21 protein-coding genes and 1 tRNA gene are annotated in these 24,652 nt (G+C 63.7%); 14 read left to right on the top strand and 8 right to left on the bottom strand.

Annotated features, from left to right (window positions below):
• Positions 1 to 93 precede the first annotated feature (93 nt).
• On the top strand, positions 94 to 1,068 hold the full coding sequence (locus FB597_RS06660; protein ID WP_144768751.1) for a D-2-hydroxyacid dehydrogenase family protein: 975 nt from the start codon (positions 94 to 96) through the stop codon (positions 1,066 to 1,068).
• 12 nt (positions 1,069 to 1,080) lie between these two features.
• Here FB597_RS06660 and FB597_RS06655 read toward each other — a convergent pair whose 3' ends face one another.
• A complete protein-coding gene (locus FB597_RS06655; RefSeq protein ID WP_141913861.1) occupies positions 1,081 to 1,836 on the bottom strand; it encodes an L-asparaginase in 756 nt (251 codons plus the stop codon).
• 342 nt (positions 1,837 to 2,178) lie between these two features.
• Here FB597_RS06655 and FB597_RS06650 point away from each other — a divergent pair, with 342 nt between their 5' ends.
• Together FB597_RS06650 and FB597_RS06645 are read left to right on the top strand one after the other, a co-directional pair.
• A complete protein-coding gene (locus FB597_RS06650) occupies positions 2,179 to 4,776 on the top strand; it encodes a chemotaxis protein CheW (protein ID WP_144768749.1) in 2,598 nt (865 codons plus the stop codon).
• A 128-nt stretch (positions 4,777 to 4,904) separates the two neighbouring features.
• Complete coding sequence (locus tag FB597_RS06645; RefSeq protein WP_144768747.1) at positions 4,905 to 5,393, top strand: asparaginase domain-containing protein; 489 nt, start codon at positions 4,905 to 4,907, stop codon at positions 5,391 to 5,393.
• A 12-nt stretch (positions 5,394 to 5,405) separates the two neighbouring features.
• On the opposite strand, the gene FB597_RS06640 is transcribed toward FB597_RS06645, so the two are convergent.
• Entirely contained in the window at positions 5,406 to 6,308 is a 903-nt protein-coding gene (locus FB597_RS06640) for a LysR family transcriptional regulator (protein ID WP_144768744.1), read from the bottom strand.
• A gap of 133 nt (positions 6,309 to 6,441) precedes the next feature.
• Here FB597_RS06640 and FB597_RS06635 point away from each other — a divergent pair, with 133 nt between their 5' ends.
• The gene (locus tag FB597_RS06635; protein WP_144768743.1) at positions 6,442 to 7,482 is read left to right on the top strand and encodes a YeiH family protein; all 1,041 of its coding nucleotides are present in this window, start codon (positions 6,442 to 6,444) and stop codon (positions 7,480 to 7,482) included.
• Between the two features lie 81 nt (positions 7,483 to 7,563).
• Here FB597_RS06635 and FB597_RS06630 read toward each other — a convergent pair whose 3' ends face one another.
• On the bottom strand, positions 7,564 to 8,034 hold the full coding sequence (locus FB597_RS06630) for an SRPBCC family protein (protein ID WP_141913866.1): 471 nt from the start codon (positions 8,032 to 8,034) through the stop codon (positions 7,564 to 7,566).
• Positions 8,035 to 8,152: 118 nt separating this feature from the next.
• Between FB597_RS06630 and FB597_RS06625 the strand changes: the two genes are divergently transcribed.
• The 8 genes from FB597_RS06625 (at position 8,153) to FB597_RS06590 (ending at position 16,921) form a co-directional block, all read left to right on the top strand.
• Positions 8,153 to 10,225, top strand: a complete 2,073-nt coding sequence (locus tag FB597_RS06625; protein WP_144768741.1) for a UvrD-helicase domain-containing protein — start codon at positions 8,153 to 8,155, stop codon at positions 10,223 to 10,225.
• 216 nt (positions 10,226 to 10,441) lie between these two features.
• On the top strand, positions 10,442 to 11,248 hold the full coding sequence (locus tag FB597_RS06620) for a basic amino acid ABC transporter substrate-binding protein (RefSeq protein WP_144768739.1): 807 nt from the start codon (positions 10,442 to 10,444) through the stop codon (positions 11,246 to 11,248).
• 211 nt (positions 11,249 to 11,459) lie between these two features.
• A complete protein-coding gene (locus FB597_RS06615; RefSeq protein ID WP_144768737.1) occupies positions 11,460 to 12,257 on the top strand; it encodes a basic amino acid ABC transporter substrate-binding protein in 798 nt (265 codons plus the stop codon).
• A gap of 176 nt (positions 12,258 to 12,433) precedes the next feature.
• The gene (locus FB597_RS06610) at positions 12,434 to 13,177 is read left to right on the top strand and encodes an amino acid ABC transporter permease (protein ID WP_144768735.1); all 744 of its coding nucleotides are present in this window, start codon (positions 12,434 to 12,436) and stop codon (positions 13,175 to 13,177) included.
• 37 nt (positions 13,178 to 13,214) lie between these two features.
• Positions 13,215 to 14,498 carry a TIGR03862 family flavoprotein gene (locus FB597_RS06605; protein WP_144768733.1) on the top strand — a complete coding sequence of 428 codons (1,284 nt, stop codon included), beginning with the start codon at positions 13,215 to 13,217 and terminating at the stop codon, positions 14,496 to 14,498.
• Complete coding sequence (locus tag FB597_RS06600) at positions 14,495 to 14,704, top strand: SlyX family protein (protein WP_144768731.1); 210 nt, start codon at positions 14,495 to 14,497, stop codon at positions 14,702 to 14,704. Before FB597_RS06605 ends, FB597_RS06600 begins: the two co-directional genes overlap by 4 nt.
• Before the next feature lie 40 nt (positions 14,705 to 14,744).
• The gene (locus tag FB597_RS06595) at positions 14,745 to 15,896 is read left to right on the top strand and encodes a DNA polymerase IV (protein ID WP_144768729.1); all 1,152 of its coding nucleotides are present in this window, start codon (positions 14,745 to 14,747) and stop codon (positions 15,894 to 15,896) included.
• 98 nt (positions 15,897 to 15,994) lie between these two features.
• Entirely contained in the window at positions 15,995 to 16,921 is a 927-nt protein-coding gene (locus FB597_RS06590; RefSeq protein WP_144768728.1) for a recombination-associated protein RdgC, read from the top strand.
• A 97-nt stretch (positions 16,922 to 17,018) separates the two neighbouring features.
• Here FB597_RS06590 and FB597_RS06585 read toward each other — a convergent pair whose 3' ends face one another.
• Entirely contained in the window at positions 17,019 to 17,702 is a 684-nt protein-coding gene (locus FB597_RS06585; RefSeq protein WP_144768727.1) for a TetR/AcrR family transcriptional regulator, read from the bottom strand.
• 315 nt (positions 17,703 to 18,017) lie between these two features.
• On the opposite strand from FB597_RS06585, the gene fusA reads away from it, so the two are divergent.
• Positions 18,018 to 20,123, top strand: coding sequence for an elongation factor G (fusA, locus tag FB597_RS06580; RefSeq protein WP_144768726.1), 2,106 nt, complete (start codon positions 18,018 to 18,020; stop codon positions 20,121 to 20,123).
• A 70-nt stretch (positions 20,124 to 20,193) separates the two neighbouring features.
• On the opposite strand, the gene FB597_RS06575 is transcribed toward fusA, so the two are convergent.
• Positions 20,194 to 21,006: a class II aldolase/adducin family protein gene (locus FB597_RS06575; protein ID WP_144768725.1), complete on the bottom strand. Its 813-nt coding sequence runs from the start codon at positions 21,004 to 21,006 to the stop codon at positions 20,194 to 20,196.
• Positions 21,007 to 21,122: 116 nt separating this feature from the next.
• Between FB597_RS06575 and FB597_RS06570 the strand changes: the two genes are divergently transcribed.
• Entirely contained in the window at positions 21,123 to 22,043 is a 921-nt protein-coding gene (locus FB597_RS06570) for a LysR substrate-binding domain-containing protein (protein ID WP_144768724.1), read from the top strand.
• A 67-nt stretch (positions 22,044 to 22,110) separates the two neighbouring features.
• Here the strand turns inward: FB597_RS06570 and FB597_RS06565 are convergent.
• From FB597_RS06565 to mnmE, 3 genes are all read right to left on the bottom strand, one after another.
• Positions 22,111 to 22,187, bottom strand: a tRNA-Asp gene (locus tag FB597_RS06565).
• Positions 22,188 to 22,286: 99 nt separating this feature from the next.
• Positions 22,287 to 22,880 (bottom strand): nitroreductase family protein, encoded by a 594-nt coding sequence (locus tag FB597_RS06560; RefSeq protein WP_144768723.1) that lies wholly within the window; start codon positions 22,878 to 22,880, stop codon positions 22,287 to 22,289.
• A gap of 362 nt (positions 22,881 to 23,242) precedes the next feature.
• Positions 23,243 to 24,643: a tRNA uridine-5-carboxymethylaminomethyl(34) synthesis GTPase MnmE gene (gene mnmE, locus FB597_RS06555; RefSeq protein ID WP_144769019.1), complete on the bottom strand. Its 1,401-nt coding sequence runs from the start codon at positions 24,641 to 24,643 to the stop codon at positions 23,243 to 23,245.
• Between the last annotated feature and the right edge of the window lie 9 nt (positions 24,644 to 24,652).

Here is a 24,652-nt window from a genome sequence, read left to right as displayed (position 1 = left end):
GAAGCCCGGCAATCCCTTTATGATGTTGCCGGTGCGCCTCATCCATCTTTTCCGCGATGACGCGATTGAACAGGCAAAGCCACGGAGACCCTCATGAAAATTGCCATCCTCGATGATTACCAGGACGCCGTCCGCCACCTCGATTGCTTCCGCATGCTCGACGGCCACGACGTCAAGGTGTTCAACAACAGCGTGCGCGGCACGGGGCAACTGGCGGCGCGGCTGGCGCCCTTCGATGCCCTGGTGCTGATCCGTGAACGCACCGTGCTCAACAAGATGCTGCTGGAGAAATTGCCGCTGCTGAAACTGATTTCGCAAACCGGCAAGGTCAGCGGCCACATCGATGTGGCGACAGCCACCGAACGCGGCATCACCATCGTTGAAGGCGTAGGCGATCCCACTGCGCCGGCCGAGCTGACATGGGCGCTGATCATGGCCGCCATGCGCCGCGTGCCGCAATATTGCCTCGCCCTGCGCGCCGGCGCCTGGCAGCAGGTATCGGCCACGCCCCATCACAATACGATCGGCAGCGCATTGAAGGGACGCACGCTGGGCATCTGGGGCTACGGCAAGATCGGCCGCATGGTGGCCGGCTACGGCCGCGCCTTCGGCATGAAGGTAGTGATCTGGGGGCGCGACGCCAGCCGCGAACAGGCCGCCAAGGATGGCTACGACATCGCCGCCGGCAAGGAAGAATTTTTCAGCCAGGCCGACGTGCTGTCGCTGCACCTGCGCCTGAACGAGGCCACCCGCGGCATCGTCAAGGCGGCCGACCTGGCGCTGATGAAACCGACCGCCTGCTTCGTCAACACCAGCCGCGCCGAACTGGTCGAGGCAGACGCGCTGGTGGCCGCCTTGAACCAGGGCCGCCCCGGCCTGGCCGCGCTCGATGTCTATGAACAGGAACCGCTGCCGGTGGACTCGCCCTTGCTGAAGATGGATAACGTGGTGGCCGCGCCGCACCTGGGCTACGTGGAAAAGGATGGCTACGAGCTGTACTTCCGCGCGGCCTTCCAGAACATCCTGGACTATGCCGCGGGCACGCCCAGGAACGTCCTCAATCCCTGAGCGTGCCAGGTCCTACTCTGGAGTGATGCGGTAAGTGGCGCGCACGGGCGGGTCGTATCGCAACGGCGGCGCCTTGCCCGACGCCCGCCACAGATGCCGCCAACCGGGCGGCCATGGCAATGGCGGCCCGGCATATTCAGGCACGTTGCGGCGTATCGGAATGACCGGCAAGTACTCCGGCATGCTGCCGTTGTCATGCCAGCCCAGGCTGAACGCATAATCGGGCAGCAGCGTGGCGCATACCATTTCGAACCAGTTGCTGTGCTCTTCATCCTCACCCAGCGCCTGCGCCAGGCCCTGCGGATCGAACTGCGCCAACAGGCGCGCCAGTTCTTCCGGCGTTGCGCCGGGCGTATCGCCCCACCCCATCACCGGGTTGAAATTGTAGTCGGCCCCTGAACCATACCAACCTTCGCGCCAGGGCCGCTCTATCCATTGCCGCGGCCCGGTAAACAAGTGCCAGCGCCAATGCAGCCCGGAAGGCTTGGGCCAACTGTAGAGATACAGCCGCTGATAACCGTTGCGGTGCAACTCGCGCACCATCGCCATCAGCCGCGCATGCGGCATGCGGTCCGGCGGCGAGCGTCGAAACAGGATCGGCGTGCCGTCCGCATGCTGGACTTCGTCGGACGACAGGTTGAGATCGAGCGTGCGCACCTCGCTGCCAAAGCGCGCAGAAATCCAGCCCGTCAACAAATTGACGGACACGATCACGCCATAGCCGCGATGGCGATGAAAGATGACGGTGCCGGGCGCCAGTGGTTTCATATCCGCTGCATTATAAGGTTCATTTTCTGATGAGGTCCCGCCCCATCCCGTACCTCATTCCGTACCTCATTCCGTACCTCATTCCGTACCTCATTCCGTACCTCATTCCGTACCTCATTCCGCACCTCATTCCGATGATGAGCGGCGTCGTTGCCGCCGGGGCTGACAGCGCCGCGCGTACATTGCCGTGCGGCATCAAAAATCGATGCGCACCGCTGGGCGGATTGGCACGCAATTTGCAGCGCCTCCTTTGCAAAACACAAAAAAACAAACAACAGATGTCGGAAGATCCAACATCGCGATTCGTTGGTCTTGCGGCGCTACCAGAGGGGCTCGACAACCATGCAACATGCCACGACCGTACAGACGGAAACGTTTTTGCCCTACATGCGCGACGTCGCCAAATGCGAACAGTCGCTCCAGGAACTGAACCTGATGTGGCGCGTCATCGAAGCCTCGGCCAAGATGAACTGCCCCACCGAAGCCAAGACCATCCTCCCCACCATGGCCGCCACCCGCTCGGGATTCTCCCGGCTGGAACGCGAACTGGTGAGCAGCCTGGTGGAAGAAAAAGTGCGCAACGTACTGGCTGAAATCGGCACCAAGGCGCAATACGTGATCGACATCGTGGTGCGCAACCTGTATGAACGCACCGCCGACGTCGGCTTCCTGGCCACCGACCGCGAACTGTGCAACTTCGTCGCCGGCATCAGCGATTCGGTCGAGGCCGCGCGCTATCGCCTGCGCGAGTACCGCAACAAATACACGGTCTACGACGAAATCATCCTGACCGACACCGACGGCAACGTACTGGTGCAGATCGACCCGGCCACGCCGCTGGAGCACACGGCCGATCCGCTGATCAGGCAGACGCTGGAATCCGAAACCTACGTCGAAACCTTCCGCGCGACCGACCTGCGGCCGTCCAAGGATCGCGCACTGATCTATTCGCGCCGCATGCACCATCCCCAAACCGGTGCAGTGATCGGCGTGCTGTGCCTGTGCTTCCATTTTGAAGAGGAGATGGCCGGCATCTTCTGCGCGCACCGCGATCCGGAAGCGCGCGCCAACATGTTGCTGCTGGACGGCGACAACCGCGTGATTGCAAGCGCCGACGCCTTATGGATCCCGCCCGGCACCGAAGTGCCGGTCAACGCCGGCGGCCAGGCGCGCCTGATGATGTTTTGCGGCCGCGAATACCTGGTGCGCACTTTCGCCTCCGAAGGCTACCAGGGCTATCCGGGCCCGGTTGGCTGGCAGGGACAGGTGATGATTCCGGTCGAAGTCGCCTTTTCCGGCATCGCCGGCGACGTGCTCTCGCGCTTGTCGCCGGAGCTGGCCGAAGGGCTGCTGTCGCACGCGCATTCGTTCTGCCCGCCACTGTACGACATCATGACCGCGGCCAAGACCATCCAGCGCATCGTCTGGAACGGCCAGGTGATGACCGCCGGGCAGCGCGGCGAGATGCTCAAGCTCAAGACCATCCTCGACCAGATCAGCGAAACCGGCAACCGCAGCAACGAACTGTTCGCACAGTCGATCCACGACCTGTACCAGACCGTGCTGTCGTCCAGCATGCGCGACGCCGAGTTCACGACCAGCCTGCTGGTCGACCTGCTCGACCGCAACCTCTACGAACGCTCGGACGACTGCCGCTGGTGGGCGCTCACGCCGGAGCTGCGCGCGGCGCTGGCGCAACCGGCGCTCGATGAAGCCACCACCGCCAGGCTGACCGAGATCCTCGCCTACATCAACGGGCTGTACACGGTCTACACCCGCCTGTTCATCTATGACCGCAACGGCCACATCGTCGCCAGCACCGGCGACGATCTCGATAGCGTGGTCGGCAGCAGCATCGATGAAGCCACGCTGGCGCAGGTGACCTCGCTGCGCAGCCAGCAGCACTACCATGTCAGCGCCTTCGGCCCCAGCGCCTTGTACGGCGGGCAGGCAACTTACATCTACCATGCGGCCGTGCGGGCGCTGGACAATGACGGCGCAGTGGTGGGCGGCATCGGCATCGTGTTCGACGCCGCGCCGGAATTTCGCAACATGCTGCGCGCAGGGCTGGCGGGCAAGGAAAAGATGAGCGCGTTCTACGTCGACCGCAGCGGACGCATCCTCTCCAGCACCGACGACAACCGCCCGGTCGGCAGCACGCTCGACATCGACGTTGCCATGCTGCAGCTGGCCAATGGCCAATGCAGCTCCGGCGTCACCTTGCATGACGGCCAATACGCCATCGTGGCCTGCAGCGCCTCCAACGGCTATCGCGAATTCAAGGTCAGCGACGGCTACCAGGAAGACGTGATCGCGGTGGTGTTCCAGTGCTTTGGCGCGACCAACCAGGGCAACCAGCAAGGCGCGTCCAGCCAATTCCTGCTGGAGAGCGGCATTACATCGCCGGACGACTTGGAATACGCCACCTTCTTCTCCGACAACAGCCTGTTCGCCATCTCGGCGGCCAACGTGATGGAAGCCGTGCCGTTCTCGGCCGTCCTGCCGACCTCGATGGGCAACCGCGCCGAGCAGGTGGGCGTACTCGGCCTGAACCACGACAACCAGCACAGGGAATTCGTCTGGGTATTCGACCTCGGCCACCTGATCCGCGGCACACGCTCGGCGGTCACCAGCAGCAGCCAGGTGATGATCGTGCGCCACGGCGCGCACACCATCGGCTTGCTGGTCGATGAGCTGCATGCCGTGCCGCAGTTCAGCCCGGCGCAAATCACCCACACGCCGCTGGCCATGCAGGGCGACTCCATGCTGGTATCGCAGGTGATCAAGGCCAATGGCGGCAAGCTGCTGATCCAGGCCATCGAGGTCGAACGGCTGTTCGCCTACGTGATCGACGGCACCATTCCGCTGCCGCCGCCGGCACAGGAACTGGATGCGGCCCCCCAAGCCATGCCGGGGGAAAGGCAATTGATGGCGGCCTAAGCTGCGACAAGTCGGAAGTCTGGGGAGGGGGAGCGAAGCGCCGTCCGTGTAAGATAACGGGCGGTGCTTTTTTTTGAACTCATTTCATCGATAGGCGTGAGATGCGTTCTACTTCTGACAGGACAACCATGAGTCTACGCATCATCGCCACCGGCGGCACTTTCGACAAGCATTACGACGAGATCGCGGGGCAGCTCGATTTCGGCGCCAGCCACCTGCCGCAAGTCATCGCCCGCGCGCGCATCACCGCCGATGTGGCCCTGGAAGAATTGCCGCTGCTGGACTCGCTGGAAATGCAGGACGCCGACCGCCAGCGCATCCTCGCCAGTTGCCGCGATTCGTCCCAGCGCGCCATCGTCATCGTGCACGGCACCGACACCATGCAACTGACCGCCCAGGTACTGGGCCAGGCGCAACTGGACAAGGCCATCGTGCTGACCGGCGCCATGATCCCCTACGAAATCGCCAACTCCGACGCGCTCTTCAACTTCGGCTTCGCCTGCGGCGTGGCGCAGTTGCTGCCGCCCGGCGTCTATGTCGCCATGAACGGCCAGGTCTTCGCCTGGGACAAGGTGGCGAAGAACCGCAGCGCCGGGGTGTTCGAACACATCCAATAAACCACGCGCACTTCAGGCGCCGCCATGCAGGCGCGCCCACGCGCGGCAGAATTCCAGCAAGGCGGCCAGGCTGGGCGATGGCGCCCGATGGCTGCTGACCACCATGTAGAAATGCCGGCGCAAGGTCGGCAGCGGCGTCGCCAGTTCCACCAGCTTTCCCGATTCGATCAGGTCTTCCACCACCGCGCGCGACAGGCAACTGATGCCCAGGCCTTCGGCCGTGGCGCGCTTGATCGCTTCCGAATTGCCGAACTCGAATGAGGAAGGCAGGTAGTGCAGGTAGGGAATCAGCGCATGCTCGACCGCCTCGCGCGTGCCGGAACCCGCTTCGCGCAACAGCCAGTCGGCTTCGCGCAGCATCTTGAAGCTGATCTTGCGGCCGCCGGCGACGATGGGATGATGCGGCGCCGCCACCACGATCAGCTCGTCGGTCATCCAGGGCTCCACGCTGACATCGCTGGCGTGGCACGGCCCTTCGATCAGCCCCGCGTCGACATCGAAATTGACCACCGCATCGACGATGTCGGCCGTGTTGGCCACCAGTGCACGCACGCGCGCGCCGGCATGGCGTTTGCGGTAGGCCGCGATCATGGCCGGCAGCATGTAGCTGCCGATGGTGGTGGAAGCGCCGATGTGCAATTCGCTGCCGGCAGCCGGGTCGGCGAACTGGCGCTCGATGGTGTGCGCCGCGTCCAGCATATGGCGCGCCTGCGGCAGCAACAACCGGCCGCTGTCGTTCAACACCAGGCGCTTGCCGACGCGGTCGAACAATTGCACGCCAAGCAGGCTCTCCAGCTCATTGAGCGAAGCGCTGGCAGCCGACTGCGACAGCGCGACCAGCCCGGCCGCCGCCGTGGTGGAGCCGGATTGCGCCACCGCCAGGAAGATTTGCAACTGCCTCAGAGTAATTTTCATGATCGCACCGATGGCGGTTGACCCCATATCAACCTAATAAACAGGTTGATATTAACAAAATAACGCGTTTTTCTTTTATATCCCCGGCGCGTAAAGTCCACCCCATCATAAATACACCCGAACAAATAACAACATGCGTGCCGCAAGCCATCTCCAAACCCTGCCGCCGGCCCTGCCCGGCCTCGCCCTGTCGGCCGCCGTGGCCTGGGCCGCCATGCGCCTGGGCGATGTCGCCTGGCTGCAAGAACATGGCTTTTCGGCGCTCACGGCAGCCATCGTACTGGGCATTGTGCTGGGCAACACCCTTTACCCGCGCATCGCCGCGCCGTGCGGCGATGGCGTGCGCTTTTCCAAGCAAACCCTGCTGCGCGCCGGCATCATCCTGTACGGTTTTCGCCTGACGCTGCAGGACATCTCCCATGTCGGCCTGGCCGGCGTGGTCATCGACGCCGCCATGCTGCTCTCCACCTTCGGCCTGGCCTGGCTGGCCGGCGTGAAACTGCTGAAACTGGAGCGCGACGCCGCCTTGCTGATCGGCGCCGGCAGTTCAATCTGCGGCGCGGCCGCGGTGATGGCGACCGAACCGGTGCTGCGCGCGCGCAGCGAACAGGTGACGGTGGCGATATCGACCGTGGTCATCTTCGGTTCGCTGGCGATCTTCCTCTATCCGCTGCTCTACACCCTGCAGGCAGAACCGGCATGGGGCGCGCGCCTGCCCGACTTCGGCATCTACATCGGCTCCACCGTGCATGAAGTGGCGCAAGTGCTGGCCGCCGCGCGCTCGATCGACCAGCACACCGCCGACACCGCGGTGATCACCAAGATGGTCCGGGTGATGATGCTGGCGCCGTTCCTGCTGATGCTATCGATGAAGGCCGGCCCGTCTTGTTCCGGCCAACGCGGCAAGCTGTCCATTCCCTGGTTCGCGTTCGCCTTCATTGGCGTGGTGCTGCTCAACTCGCTGCTGCCGCTGCCCGCCGCCGTGGCCCAACTGGTGCTGCAGGTCGACACGCTGCTGCTGGCCATGGCAATGGCCGCGCTGGGCCTGACCACCCACCTCTCTGCAATCCGCAATGCTGGGGTGAAGCCGATGATCCTGGGCGCCATCCTGTTCGCCTGGCTGGTCATCGGCGGCGCGCTGGTCAATGGCGCGCTGGGCCGCCTGCTGGCTTGAATCCCCAACCGAATGAAAAAGCGCGGGCCGTTTCCGACCCGCGCTTTTTTACGATCGCCGTTGCCGGCCTGGCGCCTCGCCTCAGTGCAAGCTGCCGTCCACCGTCAATTCGCGGATGATGCGGATGGTGTCGATATCGGCCTCCTCGTAGGCCGAACGGCGGAATTGGTTATAGAAGGCTTCGGGACTGTTTTCATCCTCGGGATGGCCGTCGTCGTATTCAAAACGCACGAACAGCGAGCCGGGCTGGGGCTCTTCGATGGTCATGCTCATGCGCGAAGGCGGGATTTCCCCCTGGGCCGGCACTTCGTAGAGCACCTGGATCTGCGGCAGGTAGGTCACGCGGTCATGGATCACCAGCTCGCCATAGCGCAGCTCGCGGCGCACGTTGTCCATGCTCTTGTCGCTCAGGCGGCAGTCGTCCAGGTGCGGCATGAACAACTTGGGCGCCTCCGCGCGCATGACCAGGCCGCGCCACAATTGCTCGCGCGTCAGGGGCTCGATCAGCGGGTTGAGCGGATCGTTGATCTGGATGAGGTGGTTGAATTTCATGGCTATGCTTCTAGAACGCTGATAGTTTTTCCGTTTGCCGGTTTGCGGCATTGTCCCACATCGGGCACGAACATCGGGACTGATACAATGGCCCGTTTCCCCGCCCACCACGATCCGTATGTCCGCCCCCTCCTTCGGCCTGAACAAGCCTCAAAGCGAAGCCGTCCACTACATGGCAGGCCCCTGCCTGGTGCTGGCCGGCGCCGGGTCGGGCAAGACGCGCGTGATCACGCAGAAGATCGCCCACCTGATCGAGAACTGCGGCTACGAATCCAAAAACATCGCGGCGCTGACCTTCACCAACAAGGCCGCGCTGGAAATGCAGGAGCGCATCGCCAAGCTGCTCAAGGACCCGAAGCAGGCCAAGCACCTGACCGTCTCGACCTTCCACTCGCTGGGCGTGAAGATCCTGCGCCAGGAGTCCCAGCATCTGGGGTTGAAGGATCGCTTTTCAATCATGGACAGCGACGATTGCTTTGCCCTGGTGCAAGAACTGGCGGTGACCACCGACAAGGCCATCATCCGCGGCATCCAGAACAGCATCTCGCTGTGGAAGAACGGCCTGGTCGATCCCGAAATCGCGCTGAAAAACGCGCGCACCGAAGACGAGGCGCAGGCGGCGCGCATCTTCCGCAGCTATGTCGCCACCCTCAAGGCCTACCAGGCAGTCGACTTCGACGACCTGATCCGCCTGCCGGTGGAACTGTTCCGGGCCAACGAGCAAGTGCGCGACCGCTGGCAGCGCAAGCTGCGCTACCTGCTCATCGACGAATACCAGGACACCAACACCTGCCAGTACGAACTGGTCAAGCTGCTGGTCACCGGGGTGGGCAAGAAACCGATGTTTACCGCCGTGGGCGACGACGACCAGGCCATCTATGCCTGGCGCGGCGCCACCATCGAGAACCTGAAACTGCTGGGGGTGGACTTCCCCAACCTGCACCTGATCAAGCTGGAACAGAATTACCGCTCCAGCACGCGCATCCTGCAGGCGGCCAACGCGGTCATCTCCAACAACCCCAAGCTGTTCGACAAGACCCTGTGGTCGGAACACGGCCTGGGCGACCCGATCAGCGTCATGGCCATGGACGACGAGGAAGCCGAGGCCGATCAGGTGGCGATCTCGCTGTCGGCGCACCGCTTCGAGCGCCACGCCAAGTTTTCTGATTACGCCATCCTGTATCGCGGCAACCACCAGGCGCGCATCTTCGAAAAGGCGCTGCGGCGCGAGCGCATTCCCTACGTGATGTCGGGCGGCCAGAGCTACTTCGACCGCGCCGAGATCAAGGACATCATTGCCTACCTGCGCCTGATCGCCAACCAGGACGACGACCCGGCCTTCATCCGCGCCGTTACCACGCCGCGCCGCGGGGTCGGCCAGGCCACGCTGGAAGTGCTGGGCACGCTGGCCGGCCAGTGGCAGTGCTCGCTGTTCGAAGCGGTCTACAAGGGCGGCCTGGAAGACAAGCTGACCGACCGCCAGTTGCTGCCGCTGCGCAAGTTCTGCGATTTCATCAATGCCATGGAGCCGCGCGCCACCCGGCCCGGCCCCTCCGGCAGCGGCGAGAATGCCGCCAAGGTGCTGGATGACATGATGGAGGCCATCAACTACGAGTTCTACCTCTACGACTCGTTCGAAGAGCGCGCCGCCCAGGCCCGCTGGCAGAACGTGCTGGACTTCACCAACTGGCTCAAGGAACGCGCCTGCGGCGGACGCGACCGCGACGGCGAGGAAAAGAACCTGCTCGAAATCACGCAGATGGTGGCGCTGATGAGCATGCTCGAAGGCAAGGACGAAGAACAGGACGCGGTGCGCATGTCCACCCTGCACGCCTCCAAGGGCCTGGAGTTTCCGCATGTGTTCCTGGTCGGCGTGGAAGAAGGCATCCTGCCGCACAAGGGAGACCCCGACACCCCGCCCGAGGAAGCCGCCGCGCGGGTGGAAGAAGAACGCCGCCTGATGTACGTGGGCATCACGCGCGCCCAGCGCTCGCTGCACCTGTCGTGGTGCAAGCGCCGCAAGCGCGCCAAGGAAGTCATCGAATGCCAGATCTCGCGCTTCGTCAAGGAAATGCGCCTGGACGAAGGCGAAGCGGTGCCGCAGGAATCGGAAAAGATCACGCCGCAGGCGCGCCTGGCCAACCTCAAGGCATTGCTGGCCAAACCGCGCCCCACGCCGGACCCGATCTGAGCGGGCCTTGCACAAGGGTTTCCCGACGTACAACATTTACGCGCGCAGAACCGGAAAAACGTGGTTTTCAGGGCAAGGATCGATGCTTTTTGCCTGTCATTGCCCATCGCCGGCGTTGTCGCGGTTTACAATCTCGCCTGCAAAAAAATCCGGACGTTTCCTTTTGGCAAGAAAATAACGCCCGGCACATACCGACATTCGAATAAGGTTTTGAAGATGAACAACATGTTTTTCCGCCGTGCGCGCGCACTGGCGCTGACCGCCGGCTTCATCGGCATGCTGGGACTGGCCGCTTGCGGCAAGCAAGAAGACCAGGCCGCCGCGCCGCAAGCCTCGGCCCAGCCGCGCGTCTACCTGGTCGGCGTGGAATCGGCCTATGCGCCGTTCTCGGCGGAAAACGAACAGAAGACCGTGGTCGGCTTCGACATCGACGTGATGAAGGTGCTGGCCAAGAAGATCGGCATCGAAGTGAAGTTCGTGCCGACCCCGTTCGAAAGCATCTTCAATTCCCTGGCCCAGGGCGACCTCGACCTGCTGATCTCGGCCATCACCATCACCGACGAACGCAAGAAGTCGGTCAATTTTTCCGACCCGTACTTCGTGGCGACCCAAGCCATCGCCGTCCCGGCCAATGACACCAAGGTCACCAGGATGGACGACCTGAAGACGCTGGTCGTGGGCACCCAGAGCGGCACCTCCGGCGACGAGCTGGTGCAGCAGGTGCTGGGCAAGAACAACGCCAGGATCAAGCGCTTCGAATCGACCCCGCTGGCGCTGAAGGAACTGGAAAGCGGCGGCGTCGATGCGGTCGTGGCCGACGAACCGGTGGTGAAGAACTACATCGCCAACAACCCCAACAGCAAGCTGCGCACCGTCAACGATCCCACCTTCCCGAAGGAAGACTATGGCATCGCCGTGCGCCGCGACGATCCGGAACTGCTGGCCAAGGTCAACAAGGCCCTGGCCGAGATGAAGGCCGACGGCAGCTTCGCCGCCATCAGCACCCAGTATTTCGGCAAGTAAGCGCTGGCTTGCCACGCAGCCCTCCCGGCAAAGGGGCCGATCACCAGGCCCTCTGCCGGGAAACTGTTCTGCGCGAAAAAAATCTATCCCTGCCTCGTCACCCAACCAAAATCCGGCACAAACAATCCCCGTGCCAGGTGTGCATGATCCGCATCAATCGGCACCATGTGAGAATCCCGGTCACTGCTCTCTCATCCTGCCGAAGGTTGCCATGCCACGCCCGTCCCGCTGCGCCCATCTCCTGTTGTCCTTTGCCTGTTCGCTGCTGTTATTGAGCGCCTGCGGCAAAGAAAGCGGCATTGCCGGCGCGCCTGCCGACAGGATTTACCGTGTGGGAACCGATGCCTCTTACGCCCCCATGGAAATGCTGTCCGAAAACAAGCAGCTTACCGGCTTCGACATCGATCTGATGCGGGCAATCGCCGACAAGGGCGGCTTGCGCGTGGAATTCGTCAACACGCCGTTCGAAAGCATCTTCAACTTCCTGGTGCAGGGCGACCGCGATATCTTGATCTCAGCGATCACCATCACCGACCAACGGCGTCAATCGATCGACTTTTCCGATCCTTATTTTGAAGCGCGCCAATTGATCGCCTTGCCTAAAGACAATATGACGGTAACGCAAGCAAGCGACCTCAAACCGCTTAAGATCGGCGTGCAAAGCGCCACCACCGGGGACTTCGCCGCGCAAAAGCTGCTTGGCTCCAACAGCACCGCCATCAAACGCTTCGAATCGATGCCGCTGGCACTGAGCGAACTGGCAGCCGGCGGGGTCGATGCCGTCATCGGCGACGAAGCGGTGATAATGCACTTCATCAAGACAAACGGGAAAAATGGCGTCCGACCGGGCTTTCGCACGATCGCCGACGATGGTTTCGACAAGGAGTTTTACGGTATCGCCGTGCGCAAGGGCGAAGCCGCCCTGCTGCTGAAGATCAACCAGGGTTTGGCCGCCGCCAAGGCGGACGGCACCTATGAACGGCTCAAAAAAACGTATTTCGGCTCCTGAATCGCTGACTCCCCTGCCATACGATAAAACTGCAAATTTTTGCCAGTACCTCCAGCGCCATATAAACTGTCGCCCACATAGGAAAATTGCAGGACGCTTCCAGGTCCCCGACCCGAAAGTGTCCCGCCCTCACGGAGGGCCCGCCTCCTTTCCGCCTTCCACTCCTTGAGTTCACCATGGATTTTCGCTGGAGCATCATCCAGGGCTATGCCCCCCTCTTTGCCAAAGGCCTGATCACGACCGTACAGGTATCGTTGGTTGGCATGCTGGTTGGCTGTATTCTCGGTTTGCTGATCGGCATGCTCCGATTGTCGTCGGTTTCGCATGGCGGCTGGAAATGGCCGCTGCGTATCGGCCGCTGGCTGGCGTCGCTGTATGTAGCCTTCTTCCGCGGCACCCCGCTGTTCGTGCAGATCATGCTGATCCACTTCGCGGTGATGCCGGTGCTGGTGCACCAGGAACACGGACTGATCATTTCCGGCGACCTGGCGCGCGTGATCAAGCAGGACTACGGCGCCTTCCTGTCCGGCACGGTGGCGCTCTCGCTCAATGCCGGCGCCTATATCTCCGAAATCTTCCGCGCCGGCATCCAGTCCATCGAACGCGGCCAGTCCTACGCCGCCGCCAGCCTGGGCATGAACTACGGCCTGACCATGCGCTACGTGGTGCTGCCGCAGGCGTTTCGCCGCATGCTGCCGCCGCTGGGCAACGAAGCCATCACCCTGCTCAAGGATTCCTCGCTGGTCTCGGCCATCGGCCTGGCCGAACTGGCCTATGCCGCGCGTACCGTGGCCGGCACCTATGCGCGCTATTGGGAACCCTACATCACCATTTCCGTGATCTACTTCGCCATGACCATTTGCCTGGCGCTGGTCGTGGCCCGCCTGGAACACAAGTACAGCGCGCCGCACCGCCGCTGAACCGCCAACCGGCGCGACCAGCGCGCCTGGAACAAGCATGCACAATTTACCTTTCCTTTCCCCCGGCCGCGCACGCGTGGCCGTGATCGGCGCCGGCCCGGCCGGCCTGATGGCGGCTGAAGTGCTGGCGCAGCAAGGCGCAAACATAGATGTCGACGTCTACGACGCCATGCCTTCGGCCGGCCGCAAGTTCCTGCTGGCCGGCGTCGGCGGCATGAACATCACGCATTCCGAGCCGCAGCCGGACTTCCTGCCGCGCTACGGCGACCGCCGCGAACAATTGGCGCCCTTCATCCGCCGCTTCGACTCGGAGCGCCTGCGCGCCTGGATTCATGCGCTGGGGATCGATACCTTCGTCGGCAGCTCCGGGCGCGTGTTCCCGCTTGAGATGAAAGCGGCGCCGCTGCTGCGCGCATGGCTGCATCGCCTGCGCGAGTCGGGCGTACGCTTCCACATGCGGCATCGCTGGCTGGGCTGGAACGAAGACGGTTCGCTGCGCCTGTCGACACCCGCCGGCGAAATCAGTGCGCAGGCCGACGCCGTGGTGCTGGCCCTGGGCGGCGGCAGCTGGCCGCGCCTGGGTTCGGACGGCGCCTGGGCGCCGCTGCTGCAACAAAAGCAAGTCGAAGTAGCGCCGCTGCAGCCGGCCAATTGCGGTTTCGACCTGGCCTGGAGCGAACACTTCCGCACACGCTTCGCCGGCGCGCCGGTCAAGCCGGTGGTGGCCAGCGTGGCACGGCCGAATGGCGGCATGCTCAACCGCCGCGGCGAGTTCATCGTCACCGCCCACGGCATCGAAGGCAGCCTGGTCTACGCCTTGTCGGCCAGCCTGCGCGACGCCCTCGCCGCCAACGGGCAGGCGCACCTGTACCTCGACCTGTTGCCCGACTGGACGCTGGAAAAGGTGCAGGCCGAACTGGCCCATCCGCGCGGCGCGCGCTCCATGTCCAGCCACCTGCAAAGCCGTTTGCATCTCAAGGGCGTCAAGGCCGGCCTGCTGCGCGAATGCGCCAGCAAGGAAGACTTCGCCGACGCCGCCAGACTGGCGCGCGCCATCAAGGCGCTGCCGCTGGCGCCGACGCGTCCGCGCCCGATCGCCGAAGCCATCAGCAGCGCAGGCGGCGTCAGCTTCGAGGCGCTGGACGACGCGCTGATGCTGCGCGCCTTGCCCGGCGTCTTCTGCGCCGGCGAGATGCTGGACTGGGAAGCGCCCACTGGCGGCTACCTGCTGACCGCCTGCTTCGCCACCGGCCACGCCGCCGGCGCCGGTGTATTACACTGGCTGTCCACCCAAGCGCAGCAAGAGGAGCCACAGACGTGAGCAGCGAAGAACGCATCATCGATATTGAAATGAAGCTGGCGCACCAGGAACACCTGGTCGACGAGCTCAACCAGGCCGTTTACCGCCAGCAGCAGAAGATCGATGAACTGGAAATGCTGCTGGGCGCGCTGGCCAAGCGCTTCAAGGAACTGGCCGATACCAGCCAGGACCGCGCCGCGGCCAACGAGAAGCCGCCCCACTACTGATCCACGGGCGGCATCCTGCCGCCCCATCCTTCCCTTCGCCATGCCATCCGATCGCCGCATCGCCCACATCGACATGGATGCCTTCTATGCCTCGGTGGAGCTGCTGCGTTATCCCGAGCTGCGCGGCCAGCCGGTGGTGATCGGCGGCGGCGCGGCCACCAGGCCGGTCGAACTGCCCGACGGCAGCCGCCAATATTTCCGCATGCGCGACTACGCCGGACGCGGCGTGGTCACCACCTCCACCTACGAGGCGCGGGCGCTGGGCGTGTTCTCGGCGATGGGCATCATGAAGGCGGCGCAACTGGCGCCGGACGCCATCCTGCTGCCGACCGATTTCGAGGCCTACCGCAAGTATTCGCGCCTGTTCAAGGAGGCGGTGGCCGGCATCGCGCCGCAGATCGAGGACCGCGGCATCGACGAGATCTACGTCGACCTGTCGGCCTGGCATGACGAGGTGGAGCAAGTCGCGCGCCGCATCAAGCAGGCGGTGCATGCCGCCACTTCGCTGACCTGCTCCATCGGCGTGGCCCCGAACAAGATGCTGGCCAAGATCTCGTCCGAACTGGACAAACCCGACGGGCTCACCATCCTCACCCGCGACGACATCGAACGCCGCATCTGGCCGCTGGCTGCACGCAAGATCAACGGCATCGGCCCCAAGGCCGCCGCCAAGCTGGCCGCGCTCGGCATCGAGACCGTGGCCGACCTGGCGCAGGCGCCGCCGGAACTGCTGCGCGCACACTTCGGCCGCAGCTATTCGGAATGGCTGGGACGCGTCGCACAGGGCATCGACGAGCGGCCGGTGCAGACCTATTCGGAACCCAAGTCGATCAGCCGCGAGACCACCTTCGAGCGCGACCTGCATGCGCGCGCCGACCGCATCCGGCTCTCGGAAATCTTCACCGCGCTGTGCCTGCGCCTGGCCGACGACCTGAAGCGCAAGGGCTATGTCGGGCGCACCATCGGCATCAAGCTCAAGTACGCGGATTTCCAGGGCATCACGCGCGATGTCACGCTGCCGGAACCGACCGGCGATGCCGCCACCATCCGCCAGGCGGCCGGCGAATGCCTGCGCCGCGTGCCGCTGGAAAAGAAACTGCGGCTCCTGGGCGTGCGCGTGGGCACCTTGTCGCGCCGGGACGAGCAGCCCGCGCAGCAGCGTCCGGCGCAAGGCGAACTGCCCTTCTCCTGAGACGGCCCGGCGCCACGGTTTAATCATCCAACGTGGACAATCCGACATCGCCCGGCAGGAGTCAGGCGTGTAGAATGGTTGCTTTTGCCCGGAACGTTATGTGGTTTAAGAACCTCCAGATTTATCGCCTGCCCGCACCATGGGCGATCACCGCCGACGAGCTCGAATCCCATCTCGCCCCACAGGCATTCACCGCTTGCTCCAGCATCGAAATGCAGAGCCAGGGCTGGGTCTCGCCGCGCAACAACGAGAAGCTGGTGCATGTCGTGAACCGCCAGTTGCTGTTGCAGCTCTCCACCGAAAAGAAACTGCTGCCCTCGACCGTGATCAACCAGGTCACCAAGGCGCGCGCGGCCGAGCTGGAAGAGCAGCAAGGTTTTCCGCCGGGCCGCAAGCAGACCAAGGAATTGAAGGAGCAGGTCACCGACGAGCTGCTGCCGCGCGCTTTTTCCATCGTGCGCAGCACCTGGGTCTGGATCGACCCGGTCAACGGCTGGCTGCTGGTCGATGCCGGCAGCCCCGGCAAGGCCGAGGAAGTGTTGAAGCTGCTGTTCAAGGCGATCCCCAAGTTCCCGCTGGAAACCCTGCGCACCGCCATGTCGCCGGCGGCCGCCATGACCGACTGGCTGGCCAGCGACGAGGCGCCCAACGGCTTCACCGTGGACCAGGATACCGAGCTGCGTTCCACCGCGGAAAGCAAGGCCACCGTGCGCTATGTGCGCCACACGCTGGATCCAGAAGACGTGCGCCGCCACATCGAATCCGGCAAGCAATGCACGCGCCTGGCGCTGACCTGGGCCGACAAGGTGTCGTTCGTGCTGACCGAGAACTTGTCGGTCAAGCGCATCGCGCCGCTGGACGTGCTGAAGGAAGATGCCGACTTCACCGGCAAGAACGAGGATGAGCGCTTCGACGGCGATTTCATGCTGATGACCGGCGAGCTGTCCAAGCTGCTGGCGTCGCTGGTGGAAGCGCTGGGCGGCCAGTTGAAGGAAAACGACGGGACGCTGGCGCAGGCGGCGTAAGCGGCCGTTGCAAAAGTAACCATCCAAAGAAAAAGGGAGCAATGATTGCTCCCTTTTTCTTTGCCCGCGCGGCGCGGCACATGCTCAGGCGCCCGCTTCAGGCTGCCCGCTTGGCCACCTTGCGCCGGACCGGAACGGCCTCGTCCTTGGGTTCGGCCAGCACGCTCTCCAGCGGCAGCATCGCATGCCGCAAGGTCGCCGCCAGCCGCGCGTTGGACACGCCGTCGCGCGCGCCCAGCGCCATGCCGTTCAGAAAACTGGTGTAGAAGTCGCCCAATGCCGTGACGTCGGCATCGGCGCGGATCTCGCCGTCGCGCTGCGCCTGCTGCAGGCGCGCGCGGATTTCGTTGCGGCGCTTGTGGCGGCGTTGCGAAAGCGCGTCACTGTGTTCCGCGTTCTCGGGAGCGCAGTTGATGGCCGAGATCACCACCATGCACCCCCTGCCCGCCGGCAAGCCCGCGCCCGCTACGCCGCCCTTGCCGGAATACATCTGCACGCTGGCACGCAGCATCGCATATAAATCTTCACGAATGCCGTTGCCGGCCTGCAACTCGCGCAAAGGCCCGGCGCTGACGGTGCGCGAATAAAACTCCACCGCCTCGCGGAACAAGGCGTTCTTGTCGCCGAAAGCCGCGTACAGGCTGGGCGCCTTGACGCCGATCGCCTCGGTCAGGTCGGCCATGGTGGTGCCTTCGTACCCCTTGCTCCAAAAGACCTGCATGGCCTGCTGCAGCGCCTGCTCGCGGTCAAAACTGCGGGGGCGGCCGCGTGTTCGTATCATCGGTGTTCCTTTATTGCCTGGTTGCCTTGTTTCTGTCGCGAGCGTTCCCGCAGTGCGCAGTGTAGTTTATTTTAATTTGAATTACAAAAATATCGGGAATTGCTCTTGAAGAAACCTCCGCAGGTTCTTATTATCTAATCCTCGTTACAGAAATGTGGCGAAAATGGCGGAACAGGGGCGCAACTCTTGTCCTGCCGCCAACAAGACGGGCGCCGGACCAAAGTCAACAGGCGCCCTTGCAATCCACTAACAATCATTTCATCACCATCCACGCAACAGACTGAGGAATAACGGCACCCACTGAAAGGATATGCCATGAGCCGCAAGACCCGAATAGAAAACTACCGCAACATCGGTATCAGCGCCCACATCGACGCAGGCAAGACCACGACCACCGAGCGCATCCTTTTTTATACCGGCGTCAACCACAAGATCGGCGAAGTGCATAACGGTGCGGCCACCATGGACTGGATGGAGCAGGAACAGGAACGCGGCATCACCATTACCTCGGCCGCCACCACCGCCTTCTGGAAAGGCATGGCCGGCAATTATCCCGAGCACCGCATCAACATCATCGACACGCCGGGCCACGTCGATTTCACCATCGAGGTCGAACGCTCGATGCGCGTGCTGGACGGCGCCGTGATGGTGTACGACTCGGTGGGCGGCGTGCAGCCGCAATCCGAGACCGTCTGGCGCCAGGCCAACAAGTACAAGGTGCCGCGCATCGCCTTCGTCAACAAGATGGACCGCGTCGGCGCGGACTTTTTCCGCGTGCAGCGCCAGATCGAGGAACGCCTCAAGGGCCGTGCCGTCCCCATCCAGATCCCGGTCGGCGCCGAAGACCATTTCTCCGGCGTGGTCGACCTGGTCAAGATGAAGGCCATCATCTGGGACGAGGCCAGCCAGGGCGTGCTGTTCAAGTACGAAGACATTCCTGCCGAACTGGAAGCCAGCGCGCGCCAGTGGCGCGACAACATGGTCGAGCAGGCCGCCGAGGCCAGCGAAGAGTTGCTGGAGAAATACCTCTCCGGCACGCCGCTGACCGAGGACGACATCAAGCACGGCCTGCGCCTGCGTACCGTGGCCAACGAGATCGTGCCGATGCTGGCGGGCAGCGCCTTCAAGAACAAGGGCGTGCAGGCCATGCTGGATGCGGTGATCGACTACCTGCCCTCGCCCATCGATGTGCCGGCGATCGCCGGCCATGCCGAAGACGACTCGGAAATCGAGCGCCATCCGTCCGACGATGAACCGTTCTCGGCGCTGGCCTTCAAGATCATGACCGACCCGTTCGTGGGCCAGTTGACCTTTTTCCGCGTCTACTCGGGCATCGTCAATTCGGGCGACACCGTGTACAACCCGCTCAAGGGCAAGAAGGAACGCCTGGGCCGCATCCTGCAGATGCATGCCAACGAGCGCAAGGAGATCAAGGAAGTGTTCGCCGGCGACATCGCCGCCGCGGTCGGCCTGAAGGACGTGACCACCGGCGACACGCTGTCGGACCCGGAACATCCGATCATCCTGGAGCGCATGGTGTTCCCGGAGCCGGTAATCTCGCAGGCGGTGGAACCGAAGACCAAGGCCGACCAGGAAAAGATGGGCATCGCCCTGAACCGCCTGGCGCAGGAGGATCCCTCGTTCCGCGTGCATACCGACGAGGAGTCGGGCCAGACCATCATGTCCGGCATGGGCGAGCTGCACCTGGAGATCCTGGTCGACCGCATGCGGCGCGAGTTCGGCGTGGAAGCCAGCGTCGGCAAGCCGCAGGTGGCTTACCGCGAAGCGATCCGCAAGGCGGTGGAAGATGTCGAAGGCAAGTTCGTCAAGCAGTCCGGCGGGCGCGGCCAGTACGGCCATGTGGTGCTGAAGCTGGAACCGCAGCCGCCCGGCAAGGGCTATGAGTTCGTCGATGCGATCAAGGGCGGCGTGGTGCCGCGCGAATTCATCCCGGCGGTCGACAAGGGCATCCAGGAGTCGCTCAAGGCTGGCGTGCTGGCGGGCTACCCGGTGGTGGACGTGAAGGCCACGCTGACCTTCGGTTCCTACCACGACGTCGATTCCAACGAGAACGCCTTCCGCATGGCCGGCTCGATCGCCTTCAAGGAAGCGATGAAGCGCGCCGGCCCGATCCTGCTGGAGCCGATGATGCAGGTCGAGGTGGAAACGCCCGAGGAATTCATGGGCAACGTGATGGGCGACCTGTCGTCGCGGCGCGGCATGGTGCAGGGCATGGAAGACATGGTGGGCGGTGGCAAGCTGGTGCGCGCCGAGGTGCCGCTGTCGGAAATGTTCGGCTACTCGACCACGCTGCGCTCGCTGACCCAGGGCCGCGCGACCTACTCGATGGAGTTCAAGCACTACGCGGAGGCGCCGCGCCAGGTGGTGGAGCAGTTAAGCGGCAGCAAGACCAAGGGCTGATCTTCTCCGGCACCTCACAACCGATGCATCTTGCGATGCATCGGTTTTTTTTCGCGCCTTCAGGTGAACTTCAGGTAAACATGTCCGGCTGCGTCGCCACCAGATGCTCGTAGATGGGCTGGAAATGCAACCAGCCGATGTAGTCGCTGCCGACGTGTTCGCGGCTGTAGCGCGCCTTCTCCGGCGGCACCAGCCGGGGCGCCTGGCCGCTGGCGGAAATCAGCAGTTGCTGCTTGCAGCAGCGCTCCAGCGCGATGAACCAGAACGCCGCCGATTCGATGCTGTGGCGGCTGGCGGTCAGCAAGCCGTGGTTCTGGTGGATCGCCGCCTTCACGCCGGCAAAAGCGTTGGCCACGCGATGCCCGGCCTTGACCTCGACCGCCACCTGGCCGGCCTCGTCGCCGATCACCACGTGGTCTTCATAGAAGGCCGCGGCATCCTGGCTGATCGGCAGCAGCGGCTGGCCCAGCGCTGAAAAAGCGGTGCCGTATTCGGTATGGGCATGACACATCGCCACAATCTCGGGATGCGCCTCGTGCACGGCGGCATGCAGCACGAAGCCGGCGCGGTTGACCGCATAATCGCCCTCCACCACGCGGCCGTCATGGTCGACCAGAATCAGGTTGGACAGGCGCACCTGGGCAAAATGCACGGCCATCGGATTGGTCCAGTACATGTGCGGATGCTCCGGGTCGCGGATGGTCAGGTGGCCGGCGAAGCCGTAATCGAAGCCCTGCTGCGCGAAGGCGCGACAGGCGGCGACCAGGCGCTTTTTCAGGTGCAGGCGCTGCTCTTCATGGCTCTTGAAATCGGGGATGTCGGGGAATTTCAGTCCCAGCTGCTCGGGCTGGTAGACGGAGGTGCGTTTGACGCTGTCGAGCATAGAGTCTCCTCAGATGTTCTGGTTGTGAAGGCCCATGGTGGCAGCTGCCGCCGGCGTTGACAAAAGACGTGTTTTCACCGATTGTTGAATCAAACTCAACCATATCTTCATCGCCGATGCGCAAGCTCCCGTCCTTCTTTTCGCTGCGCGCCTTCGAGGCTGCCGCCCGCCTGGGCAGTTTCACCCAAGCCGCCGAAGAGCTGCACCTGACCACTTCGGCCATCAGCCACCAGGTGCGGGTGCTGGAACAATGGTGCGGCAAGGCCCTCTTTATCCGCCAGACGCGACGCGTGAGCCTGACCATGGAAGGCCAGTTGTTGAAGAACAAGCTGTCGCCGGCCTTCGACGCCATCGAAGATGCCTGCGCGGCCTTCCGCCCGGGCGATGACCACAGCGTACTGGCGGTGCATTGCGCCCCCAGCTTCGCCAGCAAATGGCTCAGCCCCCGATTGGCGCAGTTCATGCAGGCGCATCCCGGCATCACCCTGCAGATGTCGTCCAGCGCCGAACCGGCCGACCTGGGCCGCGACGGCGGCGCCGACATCGACATCGCCTATGGCCCGCCCCCGCACCGCGAAGGCGTGGCGGTAGAAGCGCTGGGCAGCGAAGCCACGCTGCCCTTGTGTTCGCCGCGCCTGCTGGCGCGCCACCCTGTGCAGCAGGCCTCAGACCTGCTGCAACTGACGCTGATCGAGTCCAAACTCAATCCGGTGCGCTGGAAGGATTGGTTCGACCTGCACGGCATCCGCCTGCCGCCGCGCGCCCATCCCTCCTTCGACCGCGGTTCGCTGGCAGTGGCCGCCGCGGTGGACGGACTGGGCGTAGCGCTGGAGACGGCACGCTTCGCCGAGGCCGAACTGGCGCGCGGGGAGCTGGTGGTGGCGGGGGATGGCAAGTTCAAGACGATTCGACGGGAGATGCACTTCCTGTGCTATCGGCGGGGAGACGCGGGCGCCAGGGGGATCAAGGCGTTCCGGGAGTGGATTGCGCTGGTGGCGGATGGGACGGACGATTTGCCGGCGCCGCTTCCGGGATAACGATTCGCAGCGAGAACCTGGATGGCAAAAAGAAAAAGGGCCTGCTCAATGAGCAGACCCTTTTATTTGGCGGAGCGGACGGGGCTCGAACCCGCGACCCCCGGCGTGACAGGCCGGTATTCTAACCAACTGAACTACCACTCCTAAAACCGTCTTCAGCTGTTGGTTCTCGCTGAAAGACCGCTATTCTATAAGAGGTGTTTCAGAAAATCCAGCGTTTTGTCGCGCTTTCGCCAAAATTATTTACGCCTTGAATTTGCCTTCAAACGCCAGCTTGGCGAGCGGTTCGCGCGGGCTGGGCAATTCGCGGGCTTGCAGGCCTTCGGGCAGGATGGATTTGTCGCCCAGCTTGCCGATGGCGATGGCGGCTTCCACTGCGTAGTCGGGCGGCACGTTCAGTTCCACGCGGGCCTTTTCCTTGTCGAAACCGGCCATGCCGTGCGCGTGCCAGCCGGAGATGCTGGCTTGCAGCGCCATGTAGCCCCAGGCCGCGCCGGCGTCGAACGAATGGGTCGGCGCCGGCACCGCCTCGGTGGCGCCCGGCGGGACCATCACGGTGCGCGACAAGACCACGATCAGCACCGATGCCCTCTCGGCCCAGCTGCGGTTGAATTCGTTGAGCAGGCCCAGCAGGCTGTCCCATGCGGGCGTGCCGCGACGCGCATAAACGAAGCGCCAGGGTTGCGCATTGTAGGCCGAAGGCGCCCAGCGTGCGGCCTCCAGGAAGGTCAGCACGGTTTCTTCCGAGATCTCGGCGCCGGTGTAGGCGCGCGGCGACCAGCGGTTGATGAAATGCGGATCGATGGGGTAATCGGCCAGACGTGGATTGGAAGACATGCGCACTCCTGTGGATGAGTCGTGAAAAAAAATGCATCTTAGCAGCGGCGCGCCATTCCTGCAGGCGAGCTCTTTGGCGGCGCAATGAAAGCCGGAGCGGGTGAAGCGCATCAACATCCGCTGGTACGCACATGGACGTAAAAAAGCCCGCGTACCTTGCGGTTCGCGGGCTAAATCCAATTCTCAGGGGTGATGAATTGGAGGGGGAGGAACTTCAGAATATCCATCTCCCTCCGACGCCACTATCGTTTTTACACGCTGTAACATCCGCTGCGAAGTTTTATCAGTTCATCAAGCGTTTACATGCCGATGGCAACGTCTTGTTACGTCCATCAGCGCTTTGTCAGGGCGCGGGCGCGACATCATTTGCCGATACAGAAGCGCGAGAAAATCACCCCCAGCAAATCATCCGGCGTGAACTTGCCGGTAATGCTCGACAGGCGCTCCTGCGCCAGGCGCAACTCTTCCGCGAACAGGTCCAGCGCATGCTCGCCTGCCTCGTTGTCGAGCGCGGCGTGGGCGGCGGCGTGCGCCAAATGCTCGTCGGCCGCCTTCAGCGCCAGCAGATGGCGTTCGCGCGCGAGATAGCGCGATTCCACCGTCTGCTGCCAGCCGGCGATGCGCAGCAGTTCCGCGCGCAGCATGTCCACGCCCTGTCCTTCCGCTGCGGAAATGTAGACGTGCGTCGCGTCCGGCATCTGGTCCACCGCGGCCTTGTGGCCGGAACGATCGATCTTGTTCCAGATGCGGATGATGGGCACGCCTTCGGGGAAGCGCGAGGCGATCTTCTCGTCTTCCCGCGTGGGGCCGAGGTCGGCGTCGAGCATGTGCAGGATGACGTCGGCCTTGGCCACTTCGGCCCAGGTGCGCTCGATGCCGATGCGTTCGACTTCATCGGGGCCGCCGCCATCTTCGCCGGCCTCGCGGATGCCGGCGGTGTCGATGATGTTGAGCGGCATGCCTTCGATCAGGATGGTCTGCGTGACCTTGTCGCGGGTGGTGCCGGCGATCGGCGTGACGATGGCCACATCCGAGCCGGCCAGCACGTTGAGCAGCGATGACTTGCCCACATTGGGCTTGCCGGCCAGCACGGCATTCAAGCCGTCGCGCAGCAGCGCGCCCTGGGCAGCGTGCTTGAACACGTCTTCCAGGGTCGCGCGGATTCTTGCCAGTTGGCCGCGCGCGTCGGATTGCTTGAGGAAGTCGATTTCCTCTTCCGGGAAGTCGAGCGTGGCTTCCACCAGCATGCGCAAGCTGGTGACCTGCTCCACCAGTTCATGGATGACGTTGGAGAAGGCGCCGCTCAGGGATTCCGAGGCCGACTTGGCGGCCGCTTCGGTGGTGGCCTCGATCAGGTCGGCGACGGCCTCGGCCTGGGCCAGGTCGATCTTGTCGTTGAGGAAGGCGCGCTGGGTGAATTCGCCCGGCTCGGCCAGGCGCAAACCGATTTCGGCGCCAGCCTCCAGGCAACGCGCCAGCAGCATCTGCATCACCACCGGGCCGCCGTGGCCCTGCAGTTCCAGCACGTCTTCGCCGGTATAGGAATGCGGCGCCGGGAAGTGGATCGCCAGGCCCTGGTCGATCAGGCTGCCGTCTGCGCGGCGGAACGGCAAATAGGTGGCATGGCGCGGCGCCAGGCGCTCGCGGCCGCACAGCGCGGCGATCACCGGCGCCAGGTTCTTGCCGGAAATGCGGACCACGCCGATGCCGCCGCGTCCGGGGGCGGTGGCGATGGCGGCGATGGGGGAGGAATCGAAAGTCATCGTGTGAGT

It is taken from the genome of Herbaspirillum sp. SJZ099 (assembly GCF_007828355.1).
Taxonomy (GTDB): domain Bacteria; phylum Pseudomonadota; class Gammaproteobacteria; order Burkholderiales; family Burkholderiaceae_D; genus Herbaspirillum.
This window is presented reverse-complemented; position numbering and strand designations above follow the sequence as displayed.

What these genes read in the sequence shown, in the direction of transcription:
- FB597_RS06660 (WP_144768751.1), top strand. Translation starts at nt 94, where the DNA reads ATGAAAATTGCCATCCTCGATGATTACCAGGACGCCGTCCGCCACCTC.
- FB597_RS06655 (WP_141913861.1), bottom strand. Translation starts at nt 1,836, where the DNA reads ATGAAACCACTGGCGCCCGGCACCGTCATCTTTCATCGCCATCGCGGC.
- FB597_RS06650 (WP_144768749.1), top strand. Translation starts at nt 2,179, where the DNA reads ATGCAACATGCCACGACCGTACAGACGGAAACGTTTTTGCCCTACATG.
- FB597_RS06645 (WP_144768747.1), top strand. Translation starts at nt 4,905, where the DNA reads ATGAGTCTACGCATCATCGCCACCGGCGGCACTTTCGACAAGCATTAC.
- FB597_RS06640 (WP_144768744.1), bottom strand. Translation starts at nt 6,308, where the DNA reads ATGAAAATTACTCTGAGGCAGTTGCAAATCTTCCTGGCGGTGGCGCAA.
- FB597_RS06635 (WP_144768743.1), top strand. Translation starts at nt 6,442, where the DNA reads ATGCGTGCCGCAAGCCATCTCCAAACCCTGCCGCCGGCCCTGCCCGGC.
- FB597_RS06630 (WP_141913866.1), bottom strand. Translation starts at nt 8,034, where the DNA reads ATGAAATTCAACCACCTCATCCAGATCAACGATCCGCTCAACCCGCTG.
- FB597_RS06625 (WP_144768741.1), top strand. Translation starts at nt 8,153, where the DNA reads ATGTCCGCCCCCTCCTTCGGCCTGAACAAGCCTCAAAGCGAAGCCGTC.
- FB597_RS06620 (WP_144768739.1), top strand. Translation starts at nt 10,442, where the DNA reads ATGAACAACATGTTTTTCCGCCGTGCGCGCGCACTGGCGCTGACCGCC.
- FB597_RS06615 (WP_144768737.1), top strand. Translation starts at nt 11,460, where the DNA reads ATGCCACGCCCGTCCCGCTGCGCCCATCTCCTGTTGTCCTTTGCCTGT.
- FB597_RS06610 (WP_144768735.1), top strand. Translation starts at nt 12,434, where the DNA reads ATGGATTTTCGCTGGAGCATCATCCAGGGCTATGCCCCCCTCTTTGCC.
- FB597_RS06605 (WP_144768733.1), top strand. Translation starts at nt 13,215, where the DNA reads ATGCACAATTTACCTTTCCTTTCCCCCGGCCGCGCACGCGTGGCCGTG.
- FB597_RS06595 (WP_144768729.1), top strand. Translation starts at nt 14,745, where the DNA reads ATGCCATCCGATCGCCGCATCGCCCACATCGACATGGATGCCTTCTAT.
- FB597_RS06590 (WP_144768728.1), top strand. Translation starts at nt 15,995, where the DNA reads ATGTGGTTTAAGAACCTCCAGATTTATCGCCTGCCCGCACCATGGGCG.
- FB597_RS06585 (WP_144768727.1), bottom strand. Translation starts at nt 17,702, where the DNA reads ATGATACGAACACGCGGCCGCCCCCGCAGTTTTGACCGCGAGCAGGCG.
- fusA (WP_144768726.1), top strand. Translation starts at nt 18,018, where the DNA reads ATGAGCCGCAAGACCCGAATAGAAAACTACCGCAACATCGGTATCAGC.
- FB597_RS06575 (WP_144768725.1), bottom strand. Translation starts at nt 21,006, where the DNA reads ATGCTCGACAGCGTCAAACGCACCTCCGTCTACCAGCCCGAGCAGCTG.
- FB597_RS06570 (WP_144768724.1), top strand. Translation starts at nt 21,123, where the DNA reads ATGCGCAAGCTCCCGTCCTTCTTTTCGCTGCGCGCCTTCGAGGCTGCC.
- FB597_RS06560 (WP_144768723.1), bottom strand. Translation starts at nt 22,880, where the DNA reads ATGTCTTCCAATCCACGTCTGGCCGATTACCCCATCGATCCGCATTTC.
- mnmE (WP_144769019.1), bottom strand. Translation starts at nt 24,643, where the DNA reads ATGACTTTCGATTCCTCCCCCATCGCCGCCATCGCCACCGCCCCCGGA.